At 70.8% G+C, this 20012-nt stretch carries 13 protein-coding genes; all 13 read left to right on the top strand.

Going from position 1 to position 20012, the window contains the following annotated elements; genetic code table 11:
* Positions 1-71: 71 nt before the first annotated feature.
* The 13 genes from C7389_RS06255 (at position 72) to glyS (ending at position 19995) form a co-directional block, all read left to right on the top strand.
* Positions 72-923, top strand: a complete 852-nt coding sequence (locus C7389_RS06255; RefSeq protein WP_133589456.1) for a CorC family transporter — start codon at positions 72-74, stop codon at positions 921-923.
* A gap of 6 nt (positions 924-929) precedes the next feature.
* Entirely contained in the window at positions 930-2405 is a 1476-nt protein-coding gene (lnt, locus tag C7389_RS06260; RefSeq protein ID WP_133589458.1) for an apolipoprotein N-acyltransferase, read from the top strand.
* A gap of 424 nt (positions 2406-2829) precedes the next feature.
* Entirely contained in the window at positions 2830-4014 is a 1185-nt protein-coding gene (locus C7389_RS06265; RefSeq protein ID WP_133589461.1) for an ABC transporter substrate-binding protein, read from the top strand.
* A gap of 3 nt (positions 4015-4017) precedes the next feature.
* Positions 4018-5454, top strand: coding sequence for an amidase (locus C7389_RS06270; RefSeq protein ID WP_133589463.1), 1437 nt, complete (start codon positions 4018-4020; stop codon positions 5452-5454).
* A gap of 409 nt (positions 5455-5863) precedes the next feature.
* On the top strand, positions 5864-7006 hold the full coding sequence (locus C7389_RS06275; protein WP_133589465.1) for an efflux RND transporter periplasmic adaptor subunit: 1143 nt from the start codon (positions 5864-5866) through the stop codon (positions 7004-7006).
* 10 nt (positions 7007-7016) lie between these two features.
* A complete protein-coding gene (locus C7389_RS06280; protein WP_133589467.1) occupies positions 7017-10076 on the top strand; it encodes an efflux RND transporter permease subunit in 3060 nt (1019 codons plus the stop codon).
* Between the two features lie 658 nt (positions 10077-10734).
* Positions 10735-12033 (top strand): sigma-70 family RNA polymerase sigma factor, encoded by a 1299-nt coding sequence (locus tag C7389_RS06285; RefSeq protein ID WP_133589469.1) that lies wholly within the window; start codon positions 10735-10737, stop codon positions 12031-12033.
* Between the two features lie 118 nt (positions 12034-12151).
* Positions 12152-14548 carry a TonB-dependent receptor gene (locus tag C7389_RS06290; protein WP_133589471.1) on the top strand — a complete coding sequence of 799 codons (2397 nt, stop codon included), beginning with the start codon at positions 12152-12154 and terminating at the stop codon, positions 14546-14548.
* A 1-nt stretch (position 14549) separates the two neighbouring features.
* The gene (locus tag C7389_RS06295; protein ID WP_133589473.1) at positions 14550-14822 is read left to right on the top strand and encodes a hypothetical protein; all 273 of its coding nucleotides are present in this window, start codon (positions 14550-14552) and stop codon (positions 14820-14822) included.
* A 1-nt stretch (position 14823) separates the two neighbouring features.
* Positions 14824-15114 (top strand): hypothetical protein, encoded by a 291-nt coding sequence (locus C7389_RS06300; RefSeq protein ID WP_133589475.1) that lies wholly within the window; start codon positions 14824-14826, stop codon positions 15112-15114.
* A gap of 19 nt (positions 15115-15133) precedes the next feature.
* Entirely contained in the window at positions 15134-16804 is a 1671-nt protein-coding gene (locus tag C7389_RS06305) for a PepSY-associated TM helix domain-containing protein (RefSeq protein WP_133589477.1), read from the top strand.
* A gap of 171 nt (positions 16805-16975) precedes the next feature.
* The gene (gene glyQ, locus C7389_RS06310; RefSeq protein WP_133589479.1) at positions 16976-17893 is read left to right on the top strand and encodes a glycine--tRNA ligase subunit alpha; all 918 of its coding nucleotides are present in this window, start codon (positions 16976-16978) and stop codon (positions 17891-17893) included.
* Positions 17893-19995: a glycine--tRNA ligase subunit beta gene (gene glyS, locus C7389_RS06315; protein WP_133589481.1), complete on the top strand. Its 2103-nt coding sequence runs from the start codon at positions 17893-17895 to the stop codon at positions 19993-19995. Before glyQ ends, glyS begins: the two co-directional genes overlap by 1 nt.
* Positions 19996-20012 lie beyond the last annotated feature (17 nt).

Below are 20012 nucleotides of genomic sequence, written 5' to 3' on the forward strand. Positions count from 1 at the left end.
GAGGCGTCAGGAGTGGGGCGGCATGCAACTTGCGTGCGCTTCACTCCTTACTCCTTACCTCAACACCCCTAATGGACAGTCCCTCAGGCAAACCGCAACCGTCACTGATAGAACGCTTCTCCGCACTGCTCTCGCGCGAGCCGGAAGACCGCGAGGAGTTGCTTGCGCTGCTGCACTCCGCCTTCGAGCGCAACCTGCTCGACGCCGACGCGCTCTCCATCATCGAGGGGGCGCTGGAGATGTCGGACCTGCAGGTGCGCGACGTGATGGTGCCCCGCGCCCAGATGGATGTAATCCGGGTCGAAGACCCGATGGACAAGATCGCCGACTTCGTCATCGATACCGCCCACTCCCGCTTCCCGGCCGTGGGCGAGAACAAGGATGACGTCATCGGCATCCTGCTCGCCAAGGATCTGCTGCGCTTCTTCGCCGGCCGTGAGTTCGACTTGCGCGGCATGCTGCGGCCGGCGGTGTTCGTGCCCGAATCCAAACGCCTCAACGTGCTGCTGCGCGAGTTCCGCGTCAGCCGCAACCACATGGCCATCGTGGTGGACGAATACGGCGGCGTCGCCGGCCTGGTCACCATCGAGGACGTGCTGGAGCAGATCGTCGGCGACATCGAGGACGAATACGACTTCGACGAAGTGGGCGACGCCATCCGCCTCGACCAGTACGGCCATTACCGCGTCAAGGCCACCACCGAGGTGGACGCGTTCAATGCCGCCTTCGCCACCGACTTCAGCGATGACGACGCCGACACCATAGGCGGCCTGGTCATCCGCGAGCTGGGCCACCTGCCCAAGCGCGGCGAGAGCGTGGTGCTGGGCGACCTGCGCATCCAGGTGCTGCGCGCCGACAGCCGGCGCATCCACACCCTGCTGGTAGACCGCATCCCGGCGATCTCCGCCGCCAACGGCAGCTGACCCGCGATGCGCTTCCTGATCGCGCTGCTCGCGGGCAGCGCCAGCGTGTTCGCCTACGCGCCCTTTGGCGCCATGCCGCTGGCCTTCTTCTCCCTCGCCGTGCTGGCCGCCCTGCTGACTTGCGCCCCCGGCGCGCGCAGCGGCTTCCTGCTCGGCTTCGCCTGGGGTTTCGGCGCCTTCGTGGCGGGCGTGTCCTGGCTGTTCGTCGCGCTGCACCGCTACGGCGGCATGCCGGCGCCGCTGGCGGCGCTCGCCATCGGCCTGTTCTGCGCCTATCTCGCGCTCTTCCCCGGGCTGATCGGTGCATTGCAGGCGCGCCTGCAGCAAGGTGGTGCATGGCGCCGTGCAGCCCTGTTCGCCGGCCTGTGGACGCTGGGCGAATATCTGCGCGGCGTGCTGTTCACCGGCTTTCCCTGGCTGGCGGTGGGCTACACCCAGGTGCCGCCGTCGCCGCTGGCCGGTTTCCTGCCCGTGCTGGGCGTGTATGGCGTCGGCGGTCTGGTGGCCTTCGTCGCCGCGCTGGCGGTGGCGGCCGACTGGCGTCGGCGGCGGCAGGTCGTCGGTGTGGCCGCGATGGTGGCGCTGCTCTTCGTCGCCGGCGCCGGCCTGCGCCAGATCGCCTGGACCCAGCCGGTGGGCGAGCCGCTCAAGGTTGCGCTGCTGCAGACCAACATCGAACAAGACCTGAAGTGGGCGCCGGCGCGGCTGCAGGACTGGCTGCAGGTCAACGCCCGCATGGTGGCGGACAACCCGGCGCAGCTGGTGGTGCTGCCGGAGACCACGCTGCCGCTGCTGTCCGACATGCTGCCCCGCGGCTACCTGGACCTGCTCGCCGACTATGCCCGGGCAGGCGGCGGCGACCTGGTGCTGGGCCTGTTCACCCGCGACGCCGACGACAACATCTACAACGCCGCCGTCAGTCTCGGCAGTGCGCCATCGCAGCACTACGCCAAGCGCCACCTGGTACCTTTCGGCGAATACTCGCCGCCGCTGTTCGGCTGGTTCTACCAGCTGGCGGATATTCCGATGTCCGACCAGACCCGCGGCGCGCCCCATCAGCCGCCGCTGGCCGTGGGTGGCCAGAAGGTGGCGGTGAACATCTGCTACGAAGACCTCTTCGGCGCCGAGCTGCTCGACAGCCTGCCGGAGGCCACGCTGCTGCTGAACATCTCCAACCTCGCCTGGTATGGCGACTCGCTTGCGCTGCCGCAACACCTGCAGATCGCCCGCGCCCGCGCGCTGGAAACCGGCCGGCCCATGCTGCGCTCCACCAACACCGGCATGACCGCGGTGGTGCAGCCGGATGGTGAGGTCAGCGCCCGGCTGCCGGCCTTCGAATCGGGCGCGCTACACGCCGAGGTGCGCGGCTACCAGGGTCTGACGCCCTACGCCCGCTGGGGCGACGCCGCAGCGCTGGGCCTGGCGGCGCTGGCACTGCTGGGCGCGGTGTGGCTGCGCAGCGGGAGAGGTCGCGCCGCCTGAGGCGCCTCCTGCGGCGATGGGCTGCTGGCAAGCAGGCCATCGCGCCGCAGCGCTGGCCTGCTCCCTTTCCCCTTGCGGGAGAGGGTGCGCCCCGAAGTGGCGGCTCAACGCGAGCCCAACCCTCGCGCCCCCTCTCCCCCGGCCCCTCTCCTGCGAGGGGAGAACGCCATGGGAGCGCCCCCGGCCAGCATCAGCTTCCCCTGCGCCTGTTGCAAGCCAGCCTTCCTACTATCCGGAAAATGCAAACCCTCTCCTGGGCGCTTTATGTTCAGGCCAAGGTTTCCCTAAACTGCCCGGACCCCGCCTGCCGCGTCCGTCAGAGAAGCGCGGGCGGGCCCGGTCTGCCTGAGTCTCCGTGCTGGAGCGGGGCGGCCCGAGGGACCGCTTGGCGGTCTTTCCCTTTCCCCAACAAGCAGGAGCTCCTATGCACGCGTTTTCCAGAAAGCTGGCCGGTGGTCTGTTGGCCGCCGGCGTCTTCGCCACGGCCTCCAGTGCGGCGGCCGAAGAAGTGATCAAGATCGGTTTCGTCGGCGAGATGTCCGGCAGCTTCGCCGAGTTCGGCCGGCAGATGCAGACTGGCATCCGCGCCTACCAGAAGCAGCATGGCGACACCGTGGCGGGCAAGCGCATCGAGGTGGTGTATCGCGACGTCGGCGGACCCAAGCCGGAACTGGCGAAGCGGCTGGCGCAGGAACTGGTGGTGCGGGAGAAGGTGCAGGTGCTGGCGGGCTTCGGCTTCACGCCTAACGCGGCGGCGGTGGCCCCGGTCGCCACCGAGGCCAAGGTGCCCATGGTGGTCATGAACGCCGCCGCCGGCGGGCTCACCAAGCTGTCGCCCTACATGGCGCGGGTGTCCTTCACCTATCCGGACATGGTGCCGCCCATCGCCGAATGGGCGGTGAAGCAGGGCTACAAGCGCGCCTATGTGCTGGTGGCGGACTACGCCCCCGGCTTGGATGTGGAGGCCGCCTTCATGAGCGCCTACAAGAAGGCCGGCGGCGAGGTGATCGGCAATGTCCGGGTGCCGATGACCACGGTGGAGTTCGCGCCCTACCTGCAGAAGGTGAAGGATCTGAAGCCGGACGTGCTGTTCAGCTTCGTCAATGCCGGCGACGTCTCGCCCGCCTTCATGAAGGAGTTCCGCGCCCGCGGGCTGGACCAGGCCGGCATCAAGCTCATCGGCACCGGCGACATCGTCATGGAGAACAGCCTCAAGGCCATCGGCGACAACGGCCTGGGCGTGGTCAGCGTCTATCCCTACTCTGCGCTGCACGGCTCGGAACTCAACCAGCGTTTTGCCAAGGACTTCGTCGAGCTGGGCGAGAAGCATGAGCCGCCCACCATCATGGGCGTGGCCGCCTACGACGGCATGGCTGCCATCTACGCCGCGCTGCGCAAGACCGGCGGCAAGGCCGACGGCGAGAGCCTGATGGCGGCGCTGAAGGGCGTCAGCTTCGAGAGCCCGCGCGGCCCGCTGAGCATAGATGCCACCACCGGCGACGTGGTGCAGAACCACTACATCCGCCGGCTGGAGAAGGTGGGCGCGGTGGCCGGCGCCGAAGGCGGGCTGGGCAACGTCGAGTTCGAAACCTTCGCCCCGGCGCGCTGAGCCATGAGTCGCGCAGATCGCCCGCTCCACGCCTGGAGCGCGGCGGAGATGGCCGCCGCTTACGCCGCCGGCGAACTGTCGCCGGTGGCGGTGGCGGAGAGCCTGTTCGCCGCCATCGCCGACGACCGCCACGCCATCAACGCCTTCACCCTGCTGGACCGGAAAGGCGCGCTGGCGGCGGCCGCCGCTTCCGCCGCGCGCTGGCGTGCTGGCCGGCCGCTGGGGCCGCTGGACGGCGTGCCGGTGTCCATCAAGGACATGAGCAACGTCGCCGGCTGGCCCACCCGGCGCGGCTCGCTGGCCACCGCCGACGAGCCGCTGCCGCCGGCGGACGCGCCCGCGGTGGCGCTGCTGCGCGCAGGCGGCGCGGTGCTGTTCGGCAAGACCACCACCACCGAGTTCGGCTGGGCGGTGATGTCCGAGAGCCCGCACGGCGGCGTCACCCGCAACCCGCATGCGCCGGCGCACACCGCCGGCGGCTCCAGCTGCGGCGCCGCCGCCCAGGTAGCGATGGGCTGGGGGCCGCTGGCGCTGGGCAGCGATGCCGGCGGTTCGGTGCGCATCCCGGCAGCCTACTGTGGCCTGGTCGGGCTGAAGCCGACCTTCTCCGCCATTCCCAACCCGCCGCAGAGCGCCTTCGCCGAGTTCGCCCACCTCGGCCCGCTCAGCCGCAGCGTGGCCGACTGCCGGCTGGCGATGCAGGTGCTGGCCCGGCCGGATGCGCGCGACCCCGCTTCGCTCTACCCGCGCCAACCCGGCGGTTTGCCACGACGACCGCTGCGCCTGGCCTGGGCGGCGCGGCTGGGGGGGCAGGCGATGCTGGACGAGGACATCGCCCGCGGCTTCGCCGGCCTGGTGGAGACGTTGGCGGCGCAGGGGCATGAGTTGGTCGAAGTGCCGCTGGACTGGCTGGACACCGCGGAGGAGGGCTGGAACCTGTGGGCCTCGCGGCTGCACGAGTCCTTCGTCGACTGGCCGGCCGAGCGCCAGGCGCTGCTGGACCCGCGGCTGCTGCGCACCTGCCGCCTCGGCGGCGCGCTGGATGCGGCGGCGCTCGCCCGCGCCCGCAGCCGGCTACGGGTGGCGGCCAACCGCCTCACCAGCGTGTTCGTCGACCACGATTTCCTGCTGACGCCGGCCACCGCCACGCCGGCGCCGCCGCTGGGCTGCCTGGCACCGGCAGCGCATCCGCAGGCAGCGCGCATCGAGCAGGAAAGCGGCAACTGGTTCGCCCTCACGCCCTACACCTACCCCTTCAACCTCACCCAGCAGCCGGCGCTCGCCCTGCCGTTGGGCTGCACCGCGCAGGGCCTGCCCTTCGGCGTGCAGGTCGTCGCCCAGCGCTACGCCGACGAAACCCTGCTGGATTTCGGCGAGCAGCTGGAAGCGCTGCTCGGCAAGGTGGTACCGGCGCCGGCAAGCGCGCCTTATCTGGGCTGAGCCCAGGGGCCGGCGCAGGCCGCCCGGCAATCGGCAGCCCGACCGCCGCTCGGGCTGCGTCCTCCGGCGGGCCAGGGCGGGGCTTGCCCAGGCCCTGCCCTGCGACCTGCCAGTCCGGAGCGAGGCCGCAGAGGCTGAAGAAGCTCCGGCGAGGCTTGCTTGCCGGCCGATGGTGCGAGGGGAAAAGGCGGCGGCGACGCGGGAGGAGGGCGGCTCTCGTGGCGGGTGAACGCCGTCGCCACGCCTTTCCCTGTCATTTGCTCACCAATGTGGTGCGAACAGCATGGCTGCGGTGATAGGCTGGCGGCCGTTTTGCCGGTGTTCCGCGACGCCGGCCTGGACCCTCACCAGCCCCCGAACCGCTCCGCCGCGCCGCAAGGCGGGGGAGCATGACCTCCGCCTGCCGCCCATGAACCGCCACCTGCCCCGCCTCGCTGTCCTCGCGCTCCCCGCCGCCCTCTTCGTATCCCTCTCGGCGACCTACTTCTTGATGCCGTCCTTCGCCGCGAGCGCTGCCGACAAGGCTGACGCGGCGGCCCAGCGCCCGGCGCTCACGGTGACGGTGGACGTGCCCCGGCGCGACTCGCTGCCGCTGCGCCTGAGCGCCAACGGCGACATCGCCGCCTGGCAGGAAGCCAGCATAGGCGCCGGCGTGGCCGACCTGCGGCTCACCGAAGTGCGGGTCAATGTCGGCGACGTGGTCAAGGCCGGCCAGGTGCTGGCGGTGTTTGACGAGGAAACGGTGCGCATCGACCTCGCCCAGGCGCAGGCGGCGGTAGCCGAAGCCGAGGCGGCGGTGGCGGAGGCGGCGGCCAATGCCCAGCGCGCCCGCGAGCTGCAGGAGAGCGGCGCGTTGAGCCGCCAGCTCATCACCCAGTACCTCACCGCCGAGCGCACCGCCCAGGCCCGGCTGGCCTCGGCCAGCGCGGCGGCGGACGCCCAGGCGCTGCGGCTGAAGCGCACCAGGGTGCTGGCGCCGGACGACGGCGTCATCTCCGCCCGCAGCGCCACCGTGGGCGCGGTGAACGCCATGGGCACCGAGCTGTTCCGCATGGTCCGCCGCGGCCGGCTGGAGTGGCGCGCGGCGTTGACCTCCGCCGAGCTGGGCAAGGTCGCCGCCGGCACCGGGGTGACGCTGACGCTGCCCAGCGGCGAGCAGGTGGCCGGCGCGGTACGCATGGTGGCGCCCACGGTGGATACCCAGTCCCGCTCCGGCCTCGTCTATGTAGACATTCCGCGCCCCGGCGGCGCCCGCGCCGGCATGTTCGCCCGCGGCGAATTCCAACTCGGCGCCAGCGAGGGCATGACGCTGCCGCAGCAGGCGGTCGTGGTGCGCGAGGCCTTCAGCTACGTCTTCCGCGTGGGCGACGACGGCCGGGTGAGCCAGCTCAAGGTGCGCACCGGCCGTCGCGTCGGCGAGCGGGTGGAGGTGCTGGAAGGGCTGCCGGCGGAGGCCAGGGTGGCGGTGGTCGGCGCCGGCTTCCTCAACGATGGCGACCTGGTGCGGGTGGCGGAGGCGCCGGCGCCCGCCGCCGTGCCCGCCGCACGCTGAGGCCGCGTCCATGAACGTTTCGGCCTGGTCCATACGCAATCCGATTCCGGCGGTGATGCTGTTCGTGCTGCTCACCTTCGCCGGCCTGCTGTCCTTCAACGGCATGAAGGTGCAGAACTTCCCCGACATCGAGCTGCCGACGGTCACCGTCACCGCCTCGCTGCCGGGCGCCACCCCCGGCCAGCTGGAGAACGACGTCGCGCGCAAGATCGAGGACGCCATCGCCACCCTGCAGGGCCTGAAGCACATCTACACCAAGGTGCAGGACGGCGGCGTCGTCATCACCGTCGAGTTCCGCCTGGAGAAGCCGGTGCAGGAGGCGGTGGACGACGTGCGCTCGGCGGTGGCGCGGGTGCGCGCCGACCTGCCGGGCGATCTGCGCGACCCCATCGTCAACAAGGTGGACCTGGCCGCCCAGCCGGTGCTGGCCTTCACCATCAGCTCGCCGCGCATGGATGACGAGGCGCTGTCCTGGTACGTGGACAACGACGTCTCCCGCCGCCTGCTGGCGGTGCGCGGTGTGGGCGCGGTGAACCGCGTCGGCGGCGTCACCCGCGAGTTCCGCGTCACCCTGGATGCGCTGCGCCTGCAGGCGCTGGGCGCCACCGCGGCGGACGTATCGCGCCAGCTGCGCCAGGTGCAGACCGAGAGCGCCGGTGGCCGCGCCGACCTGGGCGACGGCGAGCAGCCGATGCGCACCCTGGGCACGGTGAGCGGGGCCGAGGAGTTGTCGCGGCTGGAGCTGGCGCTGTCCGACGGCCGCCACATCCGCCTGGCCGACGTCGCCACGGTGGAAGACACGGTGGCCGAGCGCCGCGCGCTGGCGCTGCTGGACGGCAAACCGGTGGTGGGCTTCGAGGTCTCCCGCAGCCGCGGCGAGAGCGAGGTGGAGGTGGGCGCCGCGGTGCAGGCGGCGCTACAGGAGCTGCACGCTGCGCGGCCGGACATCCAGATCACCGAAGCCTTCAACTTCGTCGCCCCGGTGCAGGAGGAGTACGACGGCTCCATGCACCTGCTGTACGAGGGCGCGCTGCTGGCGGTGGTGGTGGTGTGGCTGTTCCTGCGCGACTGGCGCGCCACCCTGGTGTCGGCGGTGGCGCTGCCGTTGTCGGTGATCCCCGCCTTCATCGGCATGTACCTGTTCGGCTTCTCGGTGAACGTCATCACCCTGCTGGCGCTGTCGCTGGTGGTCGGCATCCTGGTGGACGACGCCATCGTCGAAGTCGAGAACATCGTGCGCCACCTGCGCATGGGCAAGTCGCCCTTCCAGGCGGCGATGGAGGCGGCGGACGAGATCGGCCTGGCGGTGATCGCCACCACCTTCACCCTGATCGCGGTATTCCTGCCCACCGCCTTCATGAGCGGCGTCGCCGGCAAGTTCTTCAAGCAGTTCGGCTGGACCGCCGCGCTGGCGGTGTTCGCCTCGCTGGTGGTGGCCCGCATGCTGACGCCGATGATGGCCGCCTACCTGCTCAAGCCCACTGCCGACCACCCCGAGCCGCGCTGGCTGGTGCGCTACGAAGGCTGGGCGCGCAGCTGCCTGAAGCACCGCGGGCTGACGCTGCTGGGCGCGGCGCTGTTCTTCATCGGCTCGCTGATGCTGGTGCCGCTGCTGCCCACCGGCTTCATTCCGCCGGACGACAACTCCCAGACGCAGATCTACCTGGAGCTGCCGCCGGGCAGCACGCTGAAGCAGACCGAGGCGGTGGCCGAGCAGGCCCGCCAGCGGGTGGCGGCGCTGCCGCAGGTGCAGAGCGTCTACACCACCATAGGCGCCGGCAGCGCCGGCGGCGATCCCTTCGCCCCGCAGGGCACGGCCGAGGTGCGCAAGGCCACCCTCACCGTGCAACTCACCCCGCGCGGCGAGCGGCCGCGCAAGCAGGGCATAGAGAACGACATCCGCCACGAGCTGGAGAGCCTGCCGGGCGTGCGCAGCAAGGTCGGCCTCGGTGGCTCGGGGGAGAAGTACATCCTGGTGCTGGCCGGCGAGGACCCGCGCGCGCTGCAGAGCGCCGCGCTGGCGGTGGAGCGCGACCTGCGCACCATCCCCGGCCTCGGCAGCATCGCCTCCACCGCCAGCCTGATCCGGCCGGAGATCGCGGTGCGGCCGGACTTCGCCCGCGCGGCGGACCTCGGCGTCACCAGCAACGCAATCGGCGAAACGCTTCGGGTGGCGACGCTGGGCGACTACGACGTGTCGCTGGCCAAGCTCAACCTCGCCCAGCGCCAGGTGCCCATCCTGGTGCGGCTGGACGACGCCGCGCGTAAGGACCTCGCGGTGCTGGAGCGGCTGGCGGTGCCGGGCGCGCGAGGACCGGTGCTGCTGGGCGAGGTGGCGACGCTGGAAGTGGCCGGTGGCCCGGCGGTGATCGACCGTTACGACCGCTCGCGCAACATCAACTTCGAGATCGAGCTCTCCGGTGCGCCGCTGGGCGACGTCACCGCCGCGGTGGCGCAGCTGCCCTCGGTGCGCAACCTGCCGCCGGGCGTGCGGGTGGTGGAGGTGGGCGACGCCGAGGTGATGGGCGAACTGTTCGCCAGCTTCGGCCTGGCGATGCTCACCGGCGTGCTGTGCATCTACGTGGTGCTGGTGCTGTTGTTCAAGGACTTCCTGCACCCGGTGACCATCCTGGCGGCGCTGCCGCTGTCGCTGGGCGGCGCCTTCGTCGGCCTGCTGCTGGCGCAGAAGAGCTTCTCCATGCCCTCGCTGATCGGCCTGATCATGCTCATGGGCATCGCCACCAAGAACTCCATCCTGCTGGTGGAATACGCCATCGTCGCCCGCCGCGACCACGGGCTGTCGCGCTTCGACGCGCTGCTGGACGCCTGCCGCAAGCGCGCCCGCCCCATCATCATGACCACGCTGGCGATGGGCGCCGGCATGATGCCCATCGCCCTCGGCTCCGGTGCCGCCGACGCCAGCTTCCGCTCGCCGATGGCGATCGCGGTGATCGGCGGCCTCATCACCTCCACCGTGCTCAGCCTGCTGGTGGTGCCGGCGGTATTCACTTATGTGGACGATGTCGGGCAGTGGGTGAAGCGGCGTTTCATGCCGCGCAAGGCGGAGTGATGGCGGTGGCTTTGCGGGCTTTTCTTTCCGCAAGGCCAGTCGTTGCCGCAATGGGTTTTTCCTTCCTCTTCTGTCGCGGGGTGTTGGGGCGCAGAGAGGCTACGCAGGCAGGGGGGGGGAGATAGGCTGAGCCGCCTGAATCGGCTATTGGCGTCCTGTCGGACGCGCCCCTCTGCCCGGCCCTCCCCCGCAAAGGGGGAGGGAGCAAGACCTGGCGCCGGGGTAGCGGTCTCGCGCGGAAAGGACACATAACAGGTCGGCGCGGAAGCGCGGTTTTTATCTCCTTTCCCCTCGCGGGAGGGCCGGGGAGAGGGGGAAGCGCCCGCCAGGGCGCCAGCGGCGGAACGAGCGCCACGGCCCTGCGAGGGGAGAGGAGCAAAATCGCGTCTCCGCTGGCTCGGGCTCCTGATTTTGGCTCCTGATGGCCCTGCACCGAGTTCCACCCTCACATCTGGTAATTCACCGTCAGCATGAGGTTGCGCGGAGCGCCGTACTGGTTGCCGCCGTGGCTCAGCCCGTGCCTTCGCAATACTTGCGGTCGAACAGGTTGTTCACGTTCAGCCGCCATCTTTGCGCGGGCCCACTTTCAATGGGGTTATTTAATAAATAAGAATCGTTCTCTTATAGAATCACGCTTTTGCCGTTCCCGGTCACGTCAATGTCCGCTCCCGCCGCCGTCAGCCCGCTGCTCGCCAGCTTCCATGCCGCCTACCGCGACCTGGTGCGCTTCCTGACCCGCCGCACCGGCTGCGCCGAGACCGCCGCCGATCTCGCCCACGAAACCTGGCTGCGGCTGGCGGAGCGGGAGCGCGCCGGGGGCGGCGCGGGCGAGCTGGCGTCTGCCGCGGGCGAGGGCGGTGACGGCCGCCGCGCCTATGTGTTCGCGGTGGCGGCCAACCTGGCGGTGGATCATCTGCGCCGCGGCGGCCGCAGCCTGGAGCGCTTCGTCGCCGTCGGCGACGGCCTGGAGGATCTGGGGCCGGCGGTGCCGGACGTGGCGGACACCCACCTCTATCGCCAGGCGCTGGAGAAGGTGCTGGGCGCGCTGAACACGCTGCCGCCGCGCACCCGCGACGTCTTTCTCGCCCACCGGCTGGACGGCACCTGCCATGAGGAGCTGGCTCGCAGCCACGGGGTTTCGGTGAAAACGGTGGAGCGTGACGTGATCCGCGCCATGGACTGCGTGCAGGCGGCGCTGCTGCAGTGGCGCGGCAGCAGCGCGGCGCCGCGGCGCGGCCGGCGCAAGGCGCTGTCCGCCCTGCTGGGCTTCGCCGGGCTGGGCCTGAGCGGCGGCCTGGGCTGGCAGGCCTGGCGGCAGTGGGTGGCGGATTTCCGCCTGGAACTCGCCACCGCCACCGGCCGCTTCACCGAGCGGGCGCTGCCGGATGGCAGCCGGGTACAACTGGATGCCGACAGCCGGCTGGAACTCTCCTATTACCTGGCGCGGCGGCATGCGGTGCTGCTGCGCGGCGCCGCCTTCTTCGCCGTCGCCCGCGACGAGGCGCGGCCCTTCGTGGTGGATGCGCTGGATGCGCGCATCACCGTGCTCGGCACCCGCTTCGCGGTGGATGTGCAGGGCGGCGCGGTGGCGGTGGCGGTCGAATCCGGCCGGGTCCGGGTGGCCGCCGGCGATGGCGAGCTGCGCGAACTGGGCGCCGGCGAGCGGCTGCGGCTGCAGGCCGGCGGCGGCATCGTCGCCAGCGGCCAGGCGGCGGAAGCGGCGCCGTGGCGCGAGGGCTGGCTGGATTTCGACGGCGTCGCGCTGGGCGAGGCCGTCGCCCGGCTGGGCCGCTACCGCGCCCAGGCGGTGGCGGTGGCGCCGGAGGCGGCGACCCTGCCGGTGCTCGGCCGGGTGCGCATCGCCCACAGCGAACAGTGGTTGCAACTGCTGCCGCGCAGCCTGCCGGTAACGCTGCGGTCGCAGCCCGGCGGCGGCCTGCTGATCGCCCGCCGCTGAGGCGGGATACAGGGCGCGCAGCCTGGCCGTGCAAGTTCTTGCCCATGCGCCTGAGGGAATCCGCGGGCCTGTTCGTTCCAGTCGTAGTAGCTCCCAAAACGACAGGAAACCGAACGCCATGATCTGCCGCTCTCCCTTGCTCGCCGTCGCCGCCTTGTCCCTGGCGGTGCCGGCTGCCTTCGCCCAGGTCGGTGCCAGCGCCGCCGCTGCCGAATTCGATATTCCCGCCCAGGCGCTGGACCAGGCCCTCAGCGCCTTCGCCCGCCAGGCCGGACTGCAGCTGCTGGCGGCGCCGGAGCTGGTGCGCGGCCTGCGCAGCCAGCCGCTGAGTGGCCGCGGCGACACCGCTGCCGCGCTCGCCGAGCTGCTGCGCGGCAGCGGGCTGCGCGGCCGCATCGAGGGCAACATCCTGGTGATCGAGCCGGCCACCGGCGGGCGCACGCTGTCGGAAGTGCGGGTGTCGGCTACAGGCATCTCGCCCTCCGAACTGCCGCCCGCTTATGCCGGCGGTCAGGTGGCCAGCGGCGCGCGGCTGGGCGTGCTGGGCAACGTCGATGTGATGGACGCGCCCTTCAACATCACCGCCTACACCGCGCAGACCATCGCCGACCAGCAGAGCGCGACGGTGGCCGAGGTGCTGCGCAACGACCCCTCGGTGCGCTACACCACCAGCGACGGCCATAACGCGGAGAACTTCACCGTCCGCGGCTTCGACCTCACCTCCACCGAGCTGGCCTTCAACGGCCTCTACAACATGCTGCCCGGCACCCATGTGCCCACCGAGTTCCTGGAGCGGGTGGAGGTGTTCAAGGGGCCGGGGGCGATGCTGTCCGGCATCGCCCCCAGCGGTGGGGTCGGCGGCGTCATCAACCTGGTGCCCAAGCGCGCCGGCGGCGAGCCGCTGACCCGCCTCACCGCCAGCTACGCCTCCGCCTCCCGCTTCGGCATCGCCGCCGATCTCGGCCGCCGCTTCGGCGAGGAGCAGCGCCTGGGTGTGCGGGTCAACGCGTCCTCCAGCGACGGCGAGACCACGCTGGAAGACCAGAAGAAGAAGGAGCGCTTCCTCTCCCTCGGCATGGACTACCGCGGCGACGGCTGGCGGCTGGAGCTGGACGCCTATTCCTCCAAGCAGGACCAGTCCAACGGCAGCCCGCTGTGGGTGGGCTTCACCACGCTGGGCCATGTGCTGAAGGCGCCGGACCCGACCAAGAACGCGCTGCGCGGTACCTATGTGAAGCAGCAGACCGAGGGCGCGGCCCTGCGCGGCGAGTACGACCTGAACGCGCACTGGACGGCCTGGGCGGCGGTGGGCGGCTCGCGCTACCACTACAAGGGCTACCTCAACGGCACCCTGGTCGAGGTGCTCAACGACGCCGGTGATGCCCGCGGCCAGACCAATCACCAGAAGGGCTTCACCAAGGGTCTGTCGGCCGAGGCCGGCGTGCGCGGCAGCTTCACCACCGGCGCGGTGGCACACCAGCTGGTGGCCAGCGCCTCCTCGGTGCAGATGCGCTCCAGCGGCGGGCGCGTCGGCCTGGCGACCGGTGCCGCCTACGTCACCAACATCTACGAGCCCATCCCGAACCCGACGCTGGCCGGCCCCTACGGCGCGGTGTGGACCACGGTGGACAACACCTACACCAGCTTCTCGCTGGCCGACACGCTGTCCATGCGGAACGACTCGGTGCTGCTGACGCTGGGCGCGCGGGCGCAGCGGGTGCGCCAGTCCATGGCCACGCCCACCGCCTACGACGAGAGCGCGGTGACGCCGCTGGTGGGGCTGGTGCTCAAGCCCTGGGGGCCGGCGGTGTCGCTGTACGCCAACTACATCGAGGGCCTGAGCCCGGGCATCACCGTCGGCATCACCTACGCCAACGCAGGCGAGACGCTGACGCCTTACCGCACCAAGCAGGCGGAAGTCGGCGTCAAGTGGGAAGCCGGCGTGGGTGATGAAGACGGCGTGCGCTTCACCAACACCCTCAGCCTGTTCCAGATCGAGAAGCCCTTTGCGGTGTCGGTGGCTACCGGCGCGCCGCTGCCGACGCTGAAGCTGGATGGCGAGCAGCGCAACAGCGGCGTGGAATGGAACGTCTTTGGCGAGGTGGGCAAGGGCCTGCGGCTGCTGGGCGGCGGCGCCTACACCCATGCCGAGCAGGTGCGCGCCTCCAGCACCGCCAACAACGGCAAGGACATGCCCGGCGTGCCGAAATGGACCGCCAACCTCGGCACCGAATGGGACACGCCGCTGCTCGCCGGCCTGACGCTGAGCGCGCGCTGGATCTACACCAGTTCGCAGTACCTGGACGTCGCCAACCGGCTGGAGATTCCGGCCTGGCACCGCTGGGACATCGGCGCCCGCTACGCCACCCGCATCGCCGGCAAGGCGGTGGTGGTGCGCGCCAGCGTGGAGAACCTGGAGGACCGCCACTACTGGTCCGGCCGCTTCTACCCCGGCGGCCAGGCCACGCTGGGCGCGCCCCGCACTTTCAAGCTTTCAACCTCCGTGGATTTCTGACATGAACCTGGCTGTCGCCTCCGGACTGCTGCTCGCGCTCGCGGGCTGCACCGCCTTCTATCTCGCGTCGCCCCAGCAGCGCTGGCGCGCGGCGCCCCTGCCGGCGCGGCCGGCGCGCTTCGCCGCCGGCGCACTGCTCGTCGCCGGCATGGCGGCGTTGTGCCAGGCGCTGCAGCCGCTGGCCGCCATTTACGTGCTGCTGACCTGGGTGATGCTGTTGCTGGTGCTGCTGCCCTATCTCGGCGCGCTGCTCGCTCTCAGGCGGGGGGCTTGAGATGAGCGCCTCTTCCGCGCCCCCCATCCGCCGCGACTGGCTGGCCAAGACCGTGGCCGGCGTGCTGCTCGGCTTCACCCTCGCCATCGGCTGCAGCGGCGTGTTCGCCTGGCTGGCGGACGGCATGCAGATGAGCGTGCGGGCGCAGCTGGCGATGTGGATGGTCATGCCCATCTGGCTGGGCATCTTCAGCGGCGTCTATTTCTTCCGCAGCGGCCTGCGCGCCTGGGCCTGGCTGGGCGGCGCCAACGCGCTGGTGTTCGGCGCCCTGGCCGCCGCGCAGTGGCTGTGACTCGACAAGGACTTTCCCCATGCGCTCGGAACTGATCCGCATCTACAAAGCCGTCCATACCTGGACCGGCATCCTCACCGGCATGGCGCTGTTCATCGCCTTCTACGCCGGCGCCCTCACCGTGTTCAAGGCGCCGCTGGCGCGCTGGGCCTCGCCGCCCGCCCTTGCTGGCGAAGCGGCCGCGGTGCCGCTGGCCGAAGCGCCGGCGCTGATCGCCGCCACCCTGGCCGCGCGGCCGGAGACGGCGCGGGACTTCTCCCTCAACCTCAAGCTGGACGAGCACCAGCCGGCGCGCCTCAGCTGGCAGGTGCGCGACCCCGACGCCGACGACCACGACAGCTTCTCGGTGCGTCACTACGCCGCCAGCCTGACGGCGGAGGGCGACGTCAGCATCGAGGAGGCGCAGCCCTCCAAGCTGGCGGAGTTCATCGACGTGCTGCACCGGGTGGTCGGCCTGCCGGCGGACACCGACCCCAACCGCTGGTTCATGGGCGTGGTGGCGGCGCTGTACGCGGTGGCGCTGGTATCCGGCGTCATCGTGCTGCTGCCCTCGCTGGTGAAGGACTTCTTCGCCCTGCGGGTGGGCAAGAACCTGAAGCGGATGTGGCTGGACGCGCACAACGTGGTCGGCATCGTCAGCCTGCCTTTCCACCTGGTGATGGCGATCACCGCGGTCGGCTTCGCCTACCACGACGGCATCTACGCCCTGCAGAACAAGATGCTGCACGGCGGCGGCCTGGCCGCCGCTTTCTCGCCGCGTGGCGGCGGGCCGCAGGAGGCGCCGCCGCGCGACCCCGCCGCCATGCTGCCGCCGGCCGAGCTGCTGGCGCGGGTGCATGCGCTGTCGCCCGGCTTCGAGCCGGAGCGGCTGCAGTACGCCCAGGTGACCGGCCCGCGCGCCACCGTGCGCGTCTGGGGGCACGACGCCACCGCCTTCTCGCCGCGCTTCGTCGGTGGCTTCGTCGCCCTCGATCCCTACAGCGGCAAAGTGGTGAACACCGAATACCTGCCCGGCCAGCAGGATGCGCCGCACGCCACCGTCAGCAGCCTGTTCGCGCTGCACTTCGGCGCCTTCGGCGGCACGCCGGTGCAGTGGATGTACTTCCTGCTCGGCATGGCTGGCGCCTGGCTGTTCTACGGCGGCAACCTGCTGTGGATAGAAAGCCGCCGCCGCAAGGCGCCGCGCGACGGCAGCGGCATGCCGGTGCAGCGCCTGGACACCCGGCTGATGGCCGCCGCCACCGTGGGCGTCTGCCTGGGCTGCGTCTGCGGCATCTCGCTCAGCATCGTCGCCGGCAAGTGGCTGCACGGCCAGGTGGCCGACCTCGGCAGCTGGCACCGCTACAGCTATTACGCCGCCTTCTTCGGCTGCCTGGCCTGGGCCTTCCTGCGCGGTGGCGCGCGTGCCTCGGTCGGCCTGCTGTGGCTGGCGGCCATGCTCACCTTCGCCATTCCGGCCACCAGCCTGCTGGGCGCGCTGGTGCCGGCGCTGGGGCTGTGGGCCCACCCGGCCGCGGCGACGCTGGGGGTGGACCTGACCGCCGCCGCCGGTGGGCTGTGCTTCGTCTGGATGGCGCGCGCCACCGCACGGCGGGTGCATGGCGGGCCGGCGGACAGCGTGTGGTCGGCGCGGGCGCCGGACGCGGGCGGGCTGGCGGAGGGGGCGGCGACTGTCGCCAGCACGCGCTGAGGCGGGTGGAGCAGCGGCCGGCGGCCTCAGCCGGCCCGCTGGCGAGGGTGACGAGGCCGCGCTGCCGGCGGAAACCGTGGTTTCCGCTGCCAAGCAGGTGCGCGCCAAGGGCGGAATGCCAGTAAAATCCGCTCCTTTGCGTTCGCTGCGCGGCGCTCGCCGCCCGAGACCATGTCCCTGTCCAAACCCACCTTCCAGCAAATCATCCTCACGCTCCAGCAATTCTGGGGCGACCGCGGGTGCGTGCTGCTGCAGCCCTACGACCTCGAGGTCGGCGCCGGCACCTCGCACACCGCCACCTTCCTGCGCGCCATCGGCCCGGAGCCGTGGAACGCCGCCTACGTGCAGCCCTCGCGCCGTCCCAAGGATGGCCGCTACGGCGAGAACCCCAACCGCCTGCAGCACTACTACCAGTTCCAGGTGGTGCTCAAGCCCTCGCCGCTGAACATCCAGGAGCTCTACCTGGATTCCCTGCGCGCGCTGGGCATAGACCCCAACAGCCACGACATCCGCTTCGTCGAGGACGACTGGGAGAACCCGACGCTGGGCGCCTGGGGCCTCGGCTGGGAAGTGTGGCTGGACGGCATGGAGGTGACTCAGTTCACCTACTTCCAGCAGGTCGGCGGCCTGGACTGCAAGCCGGTGCTGGGCGAGATCACCTACGGCATCGAGCGCCTGGCGATGTATCTGCAGGGCGTGGAGAACGTGTACGACCTCACCTGGGCCGTGTATCCGGACGGCACCCGTGTCAGCTACGGCGACGTCTTCCACCAGAACGAGGTGGAGCAGTCCACCTACAACTTCGAGCACTCCAACGTCGATTTCCTGTTCTCGCTGTTCAACAACTACGAGTCCGAGGCCAAGCGCCTGATGGAGGTCGGGCTGGCGCTGCCGGCCTATGAAATGGTGCTGAAGGCGGCCCACAACTTCAACATGCTGGATGCCCGCGGCGCCATCTCGGTGACCGAGCGCGCCGCCTACATCGGCCGCATCCGCAACCTGTCGCGCGCCGTCGCCCAGGCTTATTTCAAATCCCGCGAAGCGCTCGGCTTCCCGATGCTGCCGCAACAGAACAAGGAAGCCGCGTGATGACGGCCCAACATTCCCTGCTCGTCGAACTGCTGACCGAGGAGCTGCCGCCCAAGGCCCTGCCGCGCTTGGGCGAAACCTTCGCCACCAAGATCGCCGACGGCCTCAAGAGCCGCGGCCTGGCCGCCGCCGATGCCGGCTTCCGCTGGTTCGCCAGCCCGCGCCGCATCGCCATCCTGATGCCGGCGGTGTTCGCCGCGGGCGAGGCGAAGCAGGTCACCGAGAAGCTGATGCCGGTCACCGTCGCGCTGGACGCCGATGGCCAGCCGACGCCGGCGCTGCTCAAGAAGATGGAAGCCAAGGGCATTCCGGCGGACGCGGTGGCCGGCTTCGAGCGTCGCATGGACGGCAAGGCCGAAGCCCTGTTCCACACCGCCACCGTGGCCGGCGCCAAGTTGGCGGACGTGCTCGCCGCGGTGGTGCAGGACGCGGTGAAGGCGCTGCCGATTCCCAAGGTGATGCGCTGGGGCGACGGCGACGCCACCTTCGTGCGCCCGGTGCACAAGCTGGTGATGCTGCACGGCGCCGAGGTGGTGCCGGGCCGCGTGCTGGATCTGGAGTCCGGCCGTATCACCAAGGGCCATCGTTTCATGAGCCGGGGCGAGATCGAGATCGCCAGTGCCGAAGCCTACGAGCCGACGCTGCTGGCCGAGGGTAAGGTCGTGCCGGACTTCGCCGAGCGCCGCGCCGACATCGAGCGCCAGCTGCTGGCCGAGGCCGAGCGCCAGGGCGGTCGCCTGGGCGAATACGCCGACCTGTTGGACGAGGTGACCGCGCTGGTCGAGCACCCGACGGTGTACGTCGGCGAGTTCGAGGCCGAATTCCTCGCCGTGCCGCAGGAATGCCTGATCCTCACCATGCAGGCCAACCAGAAGTATTTCCCGTTGTTCGACGCCGCCGGCAAGCTGCAGAACCGCTTCCTCATCGTCTCCAACATGCGGGTCGCCGATCCGACCAACATCGTCACCGGCAACGCCCGGGTGGTGCGGCCGCGCCTGTCCGACGCCCGCTTCTTCTTCGAGACCGACAAGAAGCAGAAGCTGGATTCCCGCCTGCCGCGGCTGGCCAACGTGGTCTATCACAACAAGCTCGGCAGCGTGCTGGAGCGGGTCGAGCGCCTGGAAGCGCTGGCCGGCCGCATCGCGGTTCGCCTGGGGGCGGACGAAGCCGCTTCCCGCCGCGCCGCCCGCCTGGCGAAGGCCGACCTGGTGACCGAGATGGTCGGCGAGTTCCCCGAGCTGCAGGGCATCATGGGCCGCTACTACGCGCTGGCCGATGGCGAGGGCGAAGTCGTCGCCGACGCGGTACAGGCCCACTACCAGCCGCGCTTCGCCGGCGATGCGCTGCCGGCCGGCAACGTAGCCGCCGCGGTGGCGCTGGCGGACAAGCTGGACGCGCTGGTCGGCTTCTTCGGCATCGGCCAGGTGCCCACTGGCGACAAGGACCCCTTCGCCCTGCGCCGCGCAGCGCTGGGCGTGCTGCGCATCCTGATCGAAACCCCGCTGCCGCTGGATCTGGCCGAGCTGATCGCCGACAGTGCCGCCGGCTTCAAGCCCGGCCTGCTCACCGCCGAAGGCTTCCAGACCCAGCTGCTGGAGTTCATGCGCGAGCGCCTGAAGAACCTGCTGCGTGGCGAAGCTGGCGGCAAGGCCGCCGACGCCGCCGTGGTGGACGCGGTGCTGGCGCTGGCGCCGACCCGCATCGACCTGGTGCCGGCCAAGCTGGCCGCGGTGGAAGCCTTCCGCGCGCTGCCGGAATCGGCCGCGCTGGCCGCGGCCAACAAGCGCATCGTGAACATCCTGAAGAAGGCCGAGGGCACGCCGGGCGAGCCGGATCCGGCGCTGCTGCAGGAAGCCGCCGAGAAGGCGCTGTTCCACCGCGTGGTCGAGATCGCGCCGCTGGTGAAGTCGCACATGGCCGGCGAGGGCTACACCGAGGCGCTATGCGCGCTGGCCGGCCTGCGTGGCGAGGTGGATGCCTTCTTTGAGTCGGTGATGGTGATGGCCGAAGAGCCGCTGATCCGCCAGAACCGCCTCGCACTGCTGGCCCAGCTCGCCGGCCTGATGAACCAGGTCGCCGACATCTCGCGGCTCTCGGCATGAGTCGCACCGTTCGCCCG

Source organism: Azoarcus indigens (genome assembly GCF_004361735.1).
GTDB classification, from domain to species: Bacteria; Pseudomonadota; Gammaproteobacteria; order Burkholderiales; family Rhodocyclaceae; genus Azoarcus; species Azoarcus indigens.